The organism is Pseudomonas rhizoryzae, from assembly GCF_005250615.1.
GTDB lineage: Bacteria > Pseudomonadota > Gammaproteobacteria > Pseudomonadales > Pseudomonadaceae > Chryseomonas > Chryseomonas rhizoryzae.
The window spans coordinates 175,577-188,459 of sequence record NZ_SULM01000004.1 but is presented as its reverse complement, the minus strand read 5'-3'; the positions used below and the strand labels follow the sequence as shown (position 1 = coordinate 188,459).

Annotated in this window: 8 protein-coding genes and 3 pseudogenes; 1 reads left to right on the top strand and 10 read right to left on the bottom strand. The window is 64.3% G+C overall.

Features of this window, described 5'->3' with window-relative positions:
• Positions 1-10 precede the first annotated feature (10 nt).
• From FAZ11_RS25380 to FAZ11_RS07440, 10 genes and pseudogenes are all read right to left on the bottom strand, one after another.
• Positions 11-514, bottom strand: a pseudogene (locus FAZ11_RS25380) (methyl-accepting chemotaxis protein); the annotation flags it as partial.
• Positions 515-1,060: 546 nt separating this feature from the next.
• Complete coding sequence (locus FAZ11_RS07475) at positions 1,061-1,207, bottom strand: chemotaxis protein CheW (protein ID WP_137279489.1); 147 nt, start codon at positions 1,205-1,207, stop codon at positions 1,061-1,063.
• Positions 1,208-1,264: 57 nt separating this feature from the next.
• Positions 1,265-3,436: a HAMP domain-containing methyl-accepting chemotaxis protein gene (locus tag FAZ11_RS07470; protein ID WP_137279490.1), complete on the bottom strand. Its 2,172-nt coding sequence runs from the start codon at positions 3,434-3,436 to the stop codon at positions 1,265-1,267.
• A gap of 46 nt (positions 3,437-3,482) precedes the next feature.
• Positions 3,483-4,343, bottom strand: a pseudogene (locus tag FAZ11_RS25375) (methyl-accepting chemotaxis protein); the annotation flags it as partial.
• Between the two features lie 54 nt (positions 4,344-4,397).
• A pseudogene (locus FAZ11_RS25370) lies at positions 4,398-5,921 on the bottom strand (MCP four helix bundle domain-containing protein); the annotation flags it as partial.
• Positions 5,922-5,944: 23 nt separating this feature from the next.
• On the bottom strand, positions 5,945-8,116 hold the full coding sequence (locus FAZ11_RS07460; protein WP_137279491.1) for a chemotaxis protein CheA: 2,172 nt from the start codon (positions 8,114-8,116) through the stop codon (positions 5,945-5,947).
• Positions 8,113-8,421, bottom strand: coding sequence for an STAS domain-containing protein (locus FAZ11_RS07455; protein ID WP_058760925.1), 309 nt, complete (start codon positions 8,419-8,421; stop codon positions 8,113-8,115). The genes FAZ11_RS07460 and FAZ11_RS07455 overlap by 4 nt, the downstream gene beginning before the upstream one ends.
• Positions 8,422-8,440: 19 nt before the next feature.
• Positions 8,441-8,812, bottom strand: a complete 372-nt coding sequence (locus tag FAZ11_RS07450) for a response regulator (protein ID WP_058760926.1) — start codon at positions 8,810-8,812, stop codon at positions 8,441-8,443.
• Between the two features lie 13 nt (positions 8,813-8,825).
• Entirely contained in the window at positions 8,826-9,998 is a 1,173-nt protein-coding gene (locus FAZ11_RS07445) for a methyl-accepting chemotaxis protein (protein ID WP_240043624.1), read from the bottom strand.
• A gap of 166 nt (positions 9,999-10,164) precedes the next feature.
• Positions 10,165-10,932, bottom strand: coding sequence for an FCD domain-containing protein (locus tag FAZ11_RS07440; protein WP_058769161.1), 768 nt, complete (start codon positions 10,930-10,932; stop codon positions 10,165-10,167).
• A 218-nt stretch (positions 10,933-11,150) separates the two neighbouring features.
• On the opposite strand from FAZ11_RS07440, the gene FAZ11_RS07435 reads away from it, so the two are divergent.
• Positions 11,151-12,848 (top strand): lactate permease LctP family transporter, encoded by a 1,698-nt coding sequence (locus FAZ11_RS07435; RefSeq protein WP_058785176.1) that lies wholly within the window; start codon positions 11,151-11,153, stop codon positions 12,846-12,848.
• Positions 12,849-12,883 lie beyond the last annotated feature (35 nt).

Sequence of the window (12,883 nt, the reverse complement as noted above, 5' to 3'; positions counted from 1 at the left end):
CTTGGAAGCGCGCCGCGTCGATGACGACATCGATATCCCCGGCGTCGTGCTCGCGGGACATGCGTTGCATCTCGTCGATCAGCGCCTGGATGTTGCCGCGCAAGAGTTCGACGTTGTCATTGATGAAAGCCTTCTTGCCGGGGAAACGCTCCAGGGGTGCAGACAGATCGCCCTCGCCGATGGCCTTGACGCAAACCATGACCTTCTTCTTGACTGCGATATGGCTCGCCACCAGGGCATTGATGCCCGTAGCCTGCTCGCGAAAGAGCCCCTCGAAGCGCTCGGCATCGATAGTGACATCGATGTCGCCGGCATCGTGTTCGCGGGACATCCGCTGCAGCTCTTTGGACAGCGTCAGGACCGTGGTCCGCAGCCGCTCGACCGTATCGCCCAATGCCGCCATGCTGCCCGGCAAGGGCGCCAGCGGATGCTGGAAGTCCCCCTGGCTGAAGGCGTGCAGGCAAGCCCTGATCTTGTCCTGATCGGCGAGACTCTGGTCCTGGGTGGCGCGCATGCCGCGCAGGGTCAGCACGCCGCCCACCGCTATCATGACCAGCACCAAGGCACCGATCGCGCCTATCTCGCCTTCGGCCGCCAAGGCGCCACTGCCCAGGATACTGAGTTGGTAGCAGGAGATTCCCAGCAAGAGCAGTACGCCCACGGCCAGGCCGATGAAGAGCATGCGAACGGCAGTGAAATTGTTGAAAGACCTAACCATGCATATCTCCGGAGTTGTAGTTTGGTGCCAGGCGTAGAGGCTTGGCATTTCTTAATTGCGGGTATCCGCCGAGCAGGAGAATTCGCCGGCTTCCATCACGCGCGCCACCTAGAGCTGTGTTATGGAACCCTCGATCGACTCGACCCTGCGGGCGACGAACCCAGGCGGCATACGACTGCCGAAAGCCCGCGCCGGTAAAACCGGAGCGGGCCTTACTGCCAGCACCTCATTTACTGCATCACCACGACACCCACTTCCTGGGTATCCGCAGCGTCGCCCACCTCGTGAAAGACGACGTGGGTACGCAGCCCGCCGGGGAATCGGCGGACCACCGAAGCGCATCTACAGATCGATGACGGGCACCACGGCGCCGCTCAGTTCGATCACCCCGCGCATGCAGGCAGGCATACGCGGGCCCCGGGTCAACTGGCCGAGCACGATGAACTCGCGCTCGGCGTAGGTATCCACCACCAGGGTTTCACCCTTCATCTTTGAGGTCAGAGGCTAGAGCTCGCCTGCATTCAGCAGCCGAGCCGCCACTCCTCGTCACTCCGAAAAGCGCACGTAGCCGTCCGGCGTGGCACCAACAGCGGTCTTGGGCCGTCGTGCTGCCACAGCAGGCTCCGCACGAGCGGGACGGGCCTGCTCGATGGCGCGCTCGAGATGCTGGACGACGCGCGCTTCGCCGGTGTGGAAGAAGCCCATCAGGCGCTGCAGTTGCTCGGCCTGGCCGCTCATTTCCTCGGCAGTGGCCGCCAGTTCCTCGGACGCCGAGGCGTTCTGCTGGGTGATCTGGCTCAGTTGCATCATGGCGCCGTTGATCTGCTCGACACCGGAGCTCTGCTCTTCCGAGGCGGACGCGATCTCCTGCACCAGATCGGAGGTTTTGGCGATGGAGGGCACCATCTCGTCCAGCAGCGAACCCGCACGCTCGGCCAGGGCGACGCTGCTCTTGGCCACGGTGCCGATCTCCTGGGCCGCTACCTGGCTGCGCTCGGCCAGCTTGCGCACCTCGGCGGCGACCACGGCGAAGCCTTTGCCGTGCTCACCGGCACGGGCGGCTTCGATGGCGGCGTTGAGCGCCAGCAGGTTGGTCTGGTAGGCGATGTCATCGACGATGCCGATCTTGTCGGCGATGGTCTTCATCGCCACTAGGGTCTCACCCACGGCCTGACCGCCTTCATCCGCTTCACGCGCCGCCTTGCCGGCCATGCCATCGGTGACCTTGGCATTCTCGGTGTTCTGCGCGATGGAGGCCGACATCTCTTCGATACTGGCGCTGGTTTCCTCGACGGAAGCCGCCTGCTCGGTGCTGGCCTGACTCATGCTCTGGGCGGTGGCGGAGATTTCCTCCGAGGCGCTGGCCAGGGCATCGGCCGACACCCGTACCTCCCCGATGATTTCGTTCAGCTTGCCGACGGTACCGTTGATGGAGTTCTTCAGCTCCAGCAGTTGGCCCTGGTAGTCGCCCTGCACGGTGCGGCTCAGGTCGCCTTGCGACAGCCCGCCCATCACGCCCATGGCTTCGCTCAGCGGCGCCACGATGGCATCCAGGGTGCCGTTGATGCCGGCGACGATGCGGCGGAAGTCGCCCTGGTGAGCGGAGGCATCGGCACGGGCATCCAGGCGCCCGACCATGGCGGCCTGGCTCAGTTGGTTGGCATCCTCGACCAGGCGCTGGATGTTGCCACGTACCTGCTCGAGGTTGTCGTTGATCACTGCCTTCTGGCCGGGGAAACGCTCCAGGGCGACGGACAGATCACCCTCGCCGAAGCTCTTGACGCAGGCCATGGCCTTGCTGGAATCGCTGAGGTGCCCGGCAACCATGCCATTGACCCCTTCCGCCATGTTGCGATAGGCACCCTGGAACCGCTCAGCCGGGATGCGTACCGCGGTTTCGCCGCGGTCATGGGCCGCGGACATGCTGCTCATTTCGCTGATCAGGCCACGCAGGGTGGTGACCATGTTCTGCATGGCCGCCATCAGGCTGGTCTTGTCGTCGGCGCGCAGCTTGATGTCGTCGGGCAGGTCGCCAGCGGCCACGCGGCCGGCCAGGGTGGCGACCGCGGCGGGTTCACCGCCCAGCTGACGCAGCAGGTTGCGGGTGATGAAGAACCCCAGCAGACCGACGGCCAAGAGGGTGGCCAGGGCGATGCTCATCGCCAACCAGGTGGCCTGGACCTTGGTCTTCAAGGCGACCTGGACACCCTGCTGGGCCAGGCTCTGGTTGTAGGCAACGTGCTCATCCAGTGCCTTGTTGACCGCATTGAGCACATCGGCCTTGTTGCGCAGCAAGGCCTGGGCCTCTTCATTGCGATTCTGGCGCGACAGCGACACCACCTGATCGCCCAGGGCGAACAGCGCGCTGATGCCGGCGCGATCGGCGGCCAGCAGTTCGCGGTCGCGATTATCCGATAACAGGCCTTCGTACTTGCTCAGACTCTGATCGGCACGCTGTTTGGCCGCGGCCAGGTCCTGCTCGACCTCCGTCATGCCCTGGGCATCGGTCGACAGCACGTGGCGATAGAGCGAGGCCACGTAATCGGAACGGCTGTCGTTGATCTCACCGAGTGCCTTCAGGCTGGGCACGGTATTGTCGTTACCGTAGTTGGCCGCCTCGAAGACCTGGTCTATTTCGTACTGGCCCACGCCCGCCAGCAGCAGGATGCCCAGTAACGCGGAAAGCACCAGCAACAGCATTTTTTTTACGACAGTCATATCGGCATTCTCGAAGAGGCCGTTCGGTGGCGGCCGGGATAAAGGATCAGGAGTCGAAGGAGGTGAAGCCTTCGGGGACATTCGAATGAGTGGCGCTACGCAACGGCTTGCCCGGTAGGCGGGACGCCTTGGGCCGTGAGGCCTCCAGTGCTCGCTCCAGGTCCTTCACCACCCTGCCCTCCCCGGTATGGAAGAAGCCCATCAGGCGCTGCAGTTGCTCGGCCTGGCCGCTCATTTCCTCGGCAGTGGCCGCCAGTTCCTCGGACGCCGAGGCGTTCTGCTGGGTGATCTGGCTCAGTTGCATCATGGCGCCGTTGATCTGGCCCGCCCCGCTGCTCTGCTCTTCGCTGGCCGCCGCGATTTCCTGGACCAGCTCCGAGGTCTTGCCGATGGAGGGTACGATCTGGTCCAGCAGCGTCCCGGCGCGCTCGGCCAGCGCCACACTGCCTTTGGCCACGGTGCCGATCTCCTGGGCCGCGACCTGGCTGCGCTCGGCCAGCTTGCGCACTTCAGCGGCGACCACGGCGAAGCCCTTGCCATGCTCACCGGCACGGGCGGCTTCGATGGCGGCGTTGAGCGCCAGCAGGTTGGTCTGGTAGGCGATGTCGTCGACGATGCCGATCTTGTCGGCGATGGTCTTCATCGCCACCAGGGTCTCGCCCACGGCCTGACCGCCCTCATGCGCCTCACGGGCAGCCTTGCCGGCCATGCCGTCGGTGACCTTGGCGTTCTCGGTGTTCTGGGCGATGGAAGCGGACATCTGCTCGACGCTGGCGCTGGTTTCCTCCACCGAAGCGGCCTGCTCGGTGCTCGCCTGGCTCATGCTCTGGGCGGTGGCGGAGATTTCCTCCGAAGCGCTGGCCAGAGCATCGGCCGAGAGGCGGACATCACCGATGATCTGGTTCAGCTTGCCGACGGTACCGTTGATGGAGTTCTTCAGCTCCAGCAGTTGGCCCTGGTAGTCGCCCTGCACGGTGCGGCTCAGGTCGCCTTGCGACAGCCCGCCCATCACGCCCATGGCTTCGCTCAGCGGCGCCACGATGGCATCCAGGGTGCCGTTGATGCCGGCGACGATGCGGCGGAAGTCGCCCTGGTGAGCGGAGGCATCGGCACGGGCGTCCAGGCGCCCGACCATGGCAGCTTGGCTCAGTTGGTTGGCGTCTTCGACCAGGCGCTGGATGTTGCCGCGCACCTGCTCGAGGTTGTCGTTGATCACCGCCTTCTGGCCGGGGAAGCGTTCCAGGGCGACGGACAGATCACCCTCGCCGAAGCTTTTCACACAGGCCATGGCCTTGCGCGAATCCTCCAGGTGACCGGCCACCATGGCGTTGACACCCTCGGCCATGCTGCGGAAGGTACCCTGGAAGCGTTCCGCCGGAATACGCACGTCGGTTTCGCCGCGATCATGGGCTTGCGACACGAGGTTCATTTCGGCCACCAGCGTCTGGATGTTGCCGCGTACCTGTTCGAGGTTGTCGTTGATCACCGCCTTCTTGCCGGGGAAGCGTTCCAGCGTGGCATCCAGATCGCCTTCGCCGAAGCTCTTCACGCAGGCCATGGCCTTGCGCGAATCCTCCAGGTGGCCAGCCACCATGCCATTGACCCCTTCGGCCATGTTGCGGAAGGTGCCCTGGAAGCGCTCCGCCGGGATGCGGGCATCGGTCTCGCCGCGATCATGCTCGGCCGCCATGGAGGTCATGTCCGCCACCAGGCCGCGCAGGGTCAGTACCATGCGCTGCATGGCGGCCATCAGGCTTGCGTCGTCCCCTTCGCGCAGGCGCAGGTCGTCGGGCAGATCGCCTGCTGCTACCCGATTGGCCACGGTCGCGACCGCCGCCGGTTCTCCGCCAAGCTGGCGTAGTAGATTGCGGGTGATGAAGAGGCCCAGCAGACCGATCGCCAACAGGGTAGCCAGCGAAATGCCGATGGACATCACGGTCGCCTGATGGCTGGTCTGGGCAGCGACATTAGCCTCGGTGGCACCGAGCTTCTGGTTATAGGCCCGGTGGGCATCGAGCACGTCGCCGACATGGACGATGACGTTGCGATTCTCTTCCAGGAGCTGCTTGACCTCCTCGTCCCGGCTCGCCCGCGACAGGGGCAGCACCTTGGCCGCGAGTTGGTTCAGCGCCGCGATGGCCTGGGTATCGTCCGCCAGCATGCGCCGGTCGGTGTCATCGGAGATCAAGGGTTCATAGGCCTTGAGCGCTTCCGCGGTGAGCTGCTGGTCCTCGGCCAGTTCCTTCTCGACGGCGGCGGTAGCGACCTCGCCGGTCGCCGCCAGATGCCGATAGAGGTCGGTGATGATGTCGGCCGAATGGGCATCGATGGCATCGATGCCGAGGATCGACGGCACGGTATTGTCGTTGCCGTAGTTGGCCCGGTTGTACACCTCCCCGAGCTGGTAGTAGGCCAGGCCGGAGAGCAGAAGGATCCCCAGGATTGCGGAGAGAACCAGCAGGGACATGCGTTTGGTGACGGTCATAGCGATCGGCTTCCAGAAAGAGGTCAGGCAACGGCAGGCGCGGACGCCGGCAGTGTGGTCAGGGATGCCTCGCTGATCAGGCCTCCAACGCTCAGGATCAAGGCCACGGCGCCACTGCCGAGGATGGTGAAGCCACCCAGGCTGCGGTTATGGCCGAACAGCGGACCGAGCGGCTTGATCACGGTCTGGAACTCGCCGAACAGCTGGTCGACCACCAGGCCGGCACGCCGCCCCGCGTAGCTCACCACCACCACGTTCTGGCGCCGCGGCGGCGCCTCTTCGATGGCGAACAGCTGGCGCAGCCGCAGCACGGGCAGTACCTCGCCACGCAGATCCAGGTAATCGTTGCCGCGTACCTCGGCGCTCGCCGATTCGCTGAGTTCGATGCACTCCTCCACCGTGTCCAGCGGGACGACGTAGGTCGCCTTGCCGACCCCGATGAGGAAGCCGTCGATGATCGCCAGGGTCAGCGGCAGGCGGATGGTCACCGTGGTACCGCGGCCCTCCTCGCTGGTGAGGTCGACGCTGCCGCGCAGGGCGGTGATGTTCCGCTTCACCACGTCCATGCCGACGCCGCGACCGGAGAGGTTGCTGATCTGCTCGGCGGTGGAGAAGCCGGGTTCGAAGATGAGGTTGAACACCTCCTTGTCCGGAAGCACCTGGCCCTCGGCGATCAGGCCACGCTCGGTCGCCTTGCGCAGGATGCGCTCGCGGGAGAGGCCGCCGCCGTCGTCGGTGACCTGGATGACGATGCTGCTGGACTCGTGATAGGCATTCAGGCTCACGGTGCCCTGCGCCGGCTTGCCACGGGCGAGGCGCAACTCCGCCGATTCGATGCCGTGATCCATGGCGTTGCGGATCAGATGGGTCAAGGGATCGCCGATCTTTTCCACCACGGTCTTGTCCAGCTCGGTCTCGCCGCCGCTGATGCGCAGGGCGATGTCCTTGCCGATTTCCTTGGACACGTCGCGCACCACCCGCTGGAAGCGGTTGAAGGTGGTACCGATCTGCACCATGCGCAGGGTCAGGGCGGTATCGCGCACCTCCTCCACCAGGCGCGAGAGCACGCCGGTGGACTCCACCAGCGCGGCCAGGCCACTCTGCTGGGCGATCAGTTGGGTGCCAGCACCGGCGATGATGAGTTCACCGATCAGGTCGATGAGTTGGTCGAGCTTGGTCGCGTCGATGCGGATCAGTTGGCCGTCACCCGCTGGCGCGCCGCGCTGCTCCTTGACCTGGCGTTGCTTGTTCAACGCCGCATCCACCACCGGCGGATTCACTAGATTCGCTTCCACCAGCACTTCGCCGATGGGCTGCCGTGGCAGTGCCGGATCGGACTGGCGCCGCAGGACCTCTTCCAGCTCGGTGGCGGTCAGGGTACCGCAACGCACCAGGATCTCGCCCAGACGCAGGTCTTCTTCGGGCAGCGCTTCGATCAGTTGGCAGTAATCGCTGCTGCGGCTGTGCGGCGGCAGGATGCGGATCTGGCTGTCTTCACGGACGAACTCGAAGGCGGATTCGATGGTTTCCTTGTCGGCGTCGCTGTCGAAGGCCACTTCGAAACCCAGGTAGCAGGTTTCCGGATCCATCTCGTCGACCGCGGGAATGGCGTCGGTCAGGGTGACGATCTTGACGATACGCCCAAAGCTGCCCAAGTAACGCACGAAGGCCAGCGGGTCCATACCGTTGCGCAGCATGTCGGGGCCGAAACGCAGCGACAGGTGCCAATGGCTGGCTTCCACGCCGTCCAGGCGCAGCTTGGTAGCGCCAGGTGCGGCCAGCACGTCGGCCGCCTTCTTGGCTTGGGGCTGCAGATAAAGCTCCAGGCGCTGCACCAGCGCGGCACCGTTTGCCTGGAAATCGGCATCGGGAGCGCTACCGGAAGCCACCTGAGCGATCAAGCCATTGAGGTGATCGCAGACCTCCAGAAACAGCGCCGAAAGGGTTTCGTCGAACGCCAGCTCACCGCTACGGATGCGATCGAGCACGCTTTCGGCGACGTGGGTGAAGGCCACGATATGGTCCAGACCGAACAGTCCGGCCGAACCCTTGATGGTATGGGCGGCGCGGAAGATGGCGTTGATCAGCTCGGAGTCTTCCGGCGCCTGCTCGATCTGCAGCAGCGCGGCCTCCATCTGCTGCAACAGCTCCTCGCTCTCGGCGATGAACGTCTTGAGGATCTCATCCATGTTCATACGGCGACTTCCTCACTATTGGGGGTGGACAGGAAGAAGTTCGCCAGTCCCGCCAACTCCAGCAACTCAGTCACTGCCGGGCTGGGATCGACCAGCTCCAGGCCGCCACCCAGACGTCGTGCCTCCCGGTGGGCCAACAGCAACAGCTGCAATCCAGCCGAGTCGAATTCATCGACCTCGGCCAGCTCCAGCGCTACGGTGACACCGGCGCTCAGGGGTTCCATCAGCAGCGGCTTGCTGTCCGCTGCGGTGTAGATGGTCAGCGGCCCTGCGAAGGGCAACCGGGTGCGAACGACGTCGTTCATGGCTAGCCTCCAGGGGCTATCAGGGCATGATCAGCTTGGAAACGGCAGCCAGCATCTGGGCCGGCTGGAAGGGTTTCACCATCCAGGCTTTGGCACCCGCGGCCTGACCGGCGGCCTTCTTGGCCGCATCGGATTCGGTGGTGAGCATGATCACGGGAGTGAATTTGTAGGCCGGCAGCTTCTTGGCCGCCGCGACGAAGGTGATGCCATCCATGTTGGGCATGTTCACGTCGCTGATGATCAGGTGAATCTTGCGACCATCCAGCTTGGCGAGGGCATCGCGGCCGTCGCAGCCCTCGATGACGTCGTAGCCAGCGCCCTTGAGGGTCATGGCCACCACCTGGCGAATGGAGATGGAGTCGTCGACGATCATGATGGTTTTGTTGCTCATAAAAACTTCCCTGCTAGAAGAAGGTGATATCGGATTCGGCAGCCGCCGCGGGTCGTTTGCCGTGATGCACGGCGACCTGCTCGGCCATGGTGTAGGTACGGGCCAGGTCGGCGAGCCAGGCTTGGGTGTCGAGTGGCGGTAGCGGCTGACCCCTGGCAGCAAGCGTACGACGCTCCACCACCAGGCGCTCCAGCCGGCCCTGGTCGTCACGGATATGCCCGAGCATCTGGCTGACGCGGTCTTGGAACTGCAGCGCCACCAGTACCTCGGCGATGGCACCGCCCACGGCGGAGGCGTTATTGGCCAGAGCGTCACTGCGCTCGACGACGTCCCGGGTGGTGCCACCGAAGGCACCGATGACCTGCTCGATGGTTTGGCCGGAATCGTTGAGGGTGCCGGTATCGCGCTCGGCGTGCAGGTGTGACAGCTCCAGCGTGCGGGCGATGGCGCCGTTCACCGTTTCCACGGTTTCGCCGATCTTCTGCCCGGTATTGCCGGACAGCGTGGACAGCTTGCGGACCTCGTCGGCGACCACCGCGAAGCCACGCCCGGCTTCACCGGCGCGAGCCGCTTCGATAGCGGCGTTGAGCGCCAGCAGGTTGGTCTGCCGAGCCACATCGCCGACATCCTTGGCCATGCTCTTGAGCTCTTCGGTGAGCGCGGCGAGGCCATTGATCTCGTTGAGCAGAGCCCCCTTGCTGGACAGCGCTTCGCGCAGCGATTGCAGGATGCCATCCAGTTGATTCTGGCTGGTGGCCATCAGGTTCACCAGGCGATCGCCACTGCCCTGATCGGTGCCCGCCACGCTTTCGATGCGCCCCGCCAGCTCGGCGAAGCGACTGGTCAGGCTGACGATTTCCTGCTCGGTGTGGGAACGCGCCGCCTCGATCTGTTCGGACCAGACCGGCAATATGGCAACGCAGAGGTTTTCGAGGGCTTCGTCGCGGCCGGCCATGGAGTCCGCCTCAACGGTCTGCAAGGCGTGGATTTCACGCTGCAGCGTCTGGGACTGCTTGACCTGCCAAACACCCAGCCCGGTTGCGAGGCCAGCCTGCACCAGCGCTGCGACGGCCGTGAGGGTAGTGAATCCGCCGATGCCGAACAGCGCTACGACCGAGGTCGTACCTAGCAGAACGGGCGCCAGCGGAAAGGCGGAAACGGAAAGTTCAGAGGAAAGTTTGGCCACTGTCGAATACCGGTCTAGACGCCCTCAGGCGGGATAGTGTGACCGGGTTATCAGCTTAAAACAGCAAAAACTTTAATTTACTTAGGCAAAAAAATCGGAGCATCTCAAAAACCCATTACAAATGATGGCAAAAAGGCATCATCAATTTATATTGCTTGTTAGATGATCAGAACTCTTCCCGGCGTCTAGCACGGGCCAATCGGTGAGCCACCGCCCCAGCCTCCGCCAACACCTCCTGAACGTAGTCCAGGTGCCGATTGGCGGCTTCCCGCGCGCCATCGGCGCGACCCTCGACGATGGCTTCGTAGAGGGCACGATGCTGTTCGATCAGACGATCACGGGTTTCCTCCCGATGAGCATGCATACCCCCGATATTGGTCACCATATGGTGCCGCAGTAGTTCAAACAGACTACGAATACTGTGCAGATAAACGGCGTTATGACTGGCCTCGGCGATGGCCATGTGAAAGGCCGCGTCGGCATCACCCTCCTCTTCCCGACTAATGGTTTCGCGGCGCCGATAACAATCTTCCAACCGCTCCCAAGCCAAGGTGAGTCGTGCCAGATCCGGCTGGGTAGCGCGTTGGGCGGCGTAATAGGCGCAGGCGCCTTCCAACGTGTGGCGAAACTCCAGGAGATCGCGACGGGTTTCTTCGCGGCTTTCCAACAAGGGCAGCAAGGGGTCGGTAAAGGCACTGTTGAGGGCTTCGGTCACGTAGGTCCCGCCCCCCTGACGACTGAGCAACAGACCCCGGGCGGTCAATTTCTGGATCGCTTCGCGCAGCGACGGTCGGGAGACGCCGAAGCGTTCGGCCAGCGCACGCTCGGCGGGCAGCCGCTCGCCGGGCCGCAGCGAACCCTCGGCGATCAGCGCTTCCAGGTGCTTGACGATGTCGTCGGACAGACGACGTTGCTTGACCGGTTCGAAACTCATGGGGCACCTGAAATGACGCATGGCAGAGCCTGGGACCCGGCCAGCGAGAAACGTCAAAGACTAAAGTCGCAAAACAACGCGTTTGACAGCAGCAAAGACCCCGCTTACCGTGCGTGAAGTCGCCCTTGTAAATTGGTCTTACCAATTTTTGCCACAAGCCGCGATGCGATGCAACCCCGTCCTGCCGCCTCCCTACAAAAACAATCAAGGAGCACCCGATGGAAACCTGGCAACAAATATACCTCCCCCTTGGCAGCCTGGGCCTTTCGGCCTTCGTCGCCGCGCTGCCCATCCTGTTTTTCTTCGTCGCCCTCGCCGGTCTGCGCCTGAAAGGGCACGTGGCGGGCGCCCTGACCCTGGGGATCGCCCTGGTCATCGCGCTGTTCGTCTACCACATGCCCGTGGACAAGGCATTGGCCGCGGCCGGCTACGGTTTCCTCTACGGACTTTGGCCCATTGCCTGGATCATCGTGACGGCGGTGTTTCTCTACAAGCTGACGGTCAAGTGCGGTCAGTTCGACATCATCCGCAGCTCCGTCCTCTCCATTACCGACGACCAGCGCCTGCAGGTGCTGCTGATCGGCTTCTGCTTCGGCGCCTTCCTGGAAGGCGCGGCCGGCTTCGGCGCCCCGGTGGCCATCACCGCCGCCCTGCTGGTGGGCCTGGGCCATAACCCACTGAAAGCAGCCGGTCTCTGCCTGATCGCCAACACCGCACCGGTAGCCTTTGGCGCGTTGGGCATTCCGACCATCGTCGCCGGCCAGGTGACCGGTATCGACGCCTTCAAGATCGGCGCCATGACCGGTCGCCAGCTACCCTTGCTGTCGCTGCTGGTACCGCTGTGGCTGATGTTCATGATGGACGGCCTGCGTGGCCTGCGGGAAACCTGGAAGCCGGCGCTGATCTGCGGTGGCACCTTTGCCGTGTTCCAGTACCTGACCTCCAACTTCATCGGTCCGGAACTGCCCGACATCACCTCGTCGCTGGCCGCCATGATCGCCCTCACCGGCTACCTCAAGCTGCGCCAGCCACAACACGCCACCGCGGGTGCCACCACCGTGGTCGGCAGCGGCGGTGGTGCCGCCATGCTGGGCGGCGGCGCCGGCTTTGGCCAAGGCGGTCGGCTGCCGCCGGAGCACTCGCTGGGTACCGTGATCAAGGCCTGGTCGCCCTTCCTGATCCTCACCGTGGTCGTCACCATCTGGACCACCAAGGCCTTCAAGGCACTGTTCGCCAGCGGCGGCGCCCTCTACGCCCTGGTAATCAACGTACCTGTGCCCTACCTGGACAAGCTGGTGCTCAAGGTAGCGCCCATCGTGGCTACGCCCACGCCCATGCCGGCGGTCTACAAGCTCGACCTGCTGTCGGCCTCGGGCACCGCCATCCTGATCTCGGCGCTGATCTCCATGGCCATCTTCCGCATCAAGCCCTCGACTGCCCTGGGCGTGTTCAAGGAAACCCTGGTGGAGCTGCGCAAGCCGATCCTGTCCATCGGACTGGTGTTGGCCTTCGCCTTCGTCGTCAACTACTCGGGGATGTCCACCACCCTGGCGCTGCTGCTGGCCGGCACCGGCGCGCTGTTCCCCTTCTTCTCGCCGCTGCTGGGCTGGCTGGGGGTGTTCCTGACCGGTTCGGATACCTCGTCCAACGCCCTGTTCGGCTCGCTGCAGGCCACCACCGCGCACCAGATCGGCGTGTCCGACACCCTGCTGGTGGCCGCCAATAGCTCCGGCGGCGTGACCGGCAAGATGATCTCGCCGCAGTCCATCGCCGTGGCCTGCGCCGCCACCGGCATGGTGGGCAAGGAGTCCGACCTGTTCCGCTTCACCGTGCGCCACAGCATCGGCTTCGCCGTGCTGGTCGGGTTGATCACCCTGGCGCAGGCCTATGTGTTCACCGGCATGCTGGTGCACTGATCGCGCGGTTCCCGGCGGCGGCTCAGGCCGTCGCC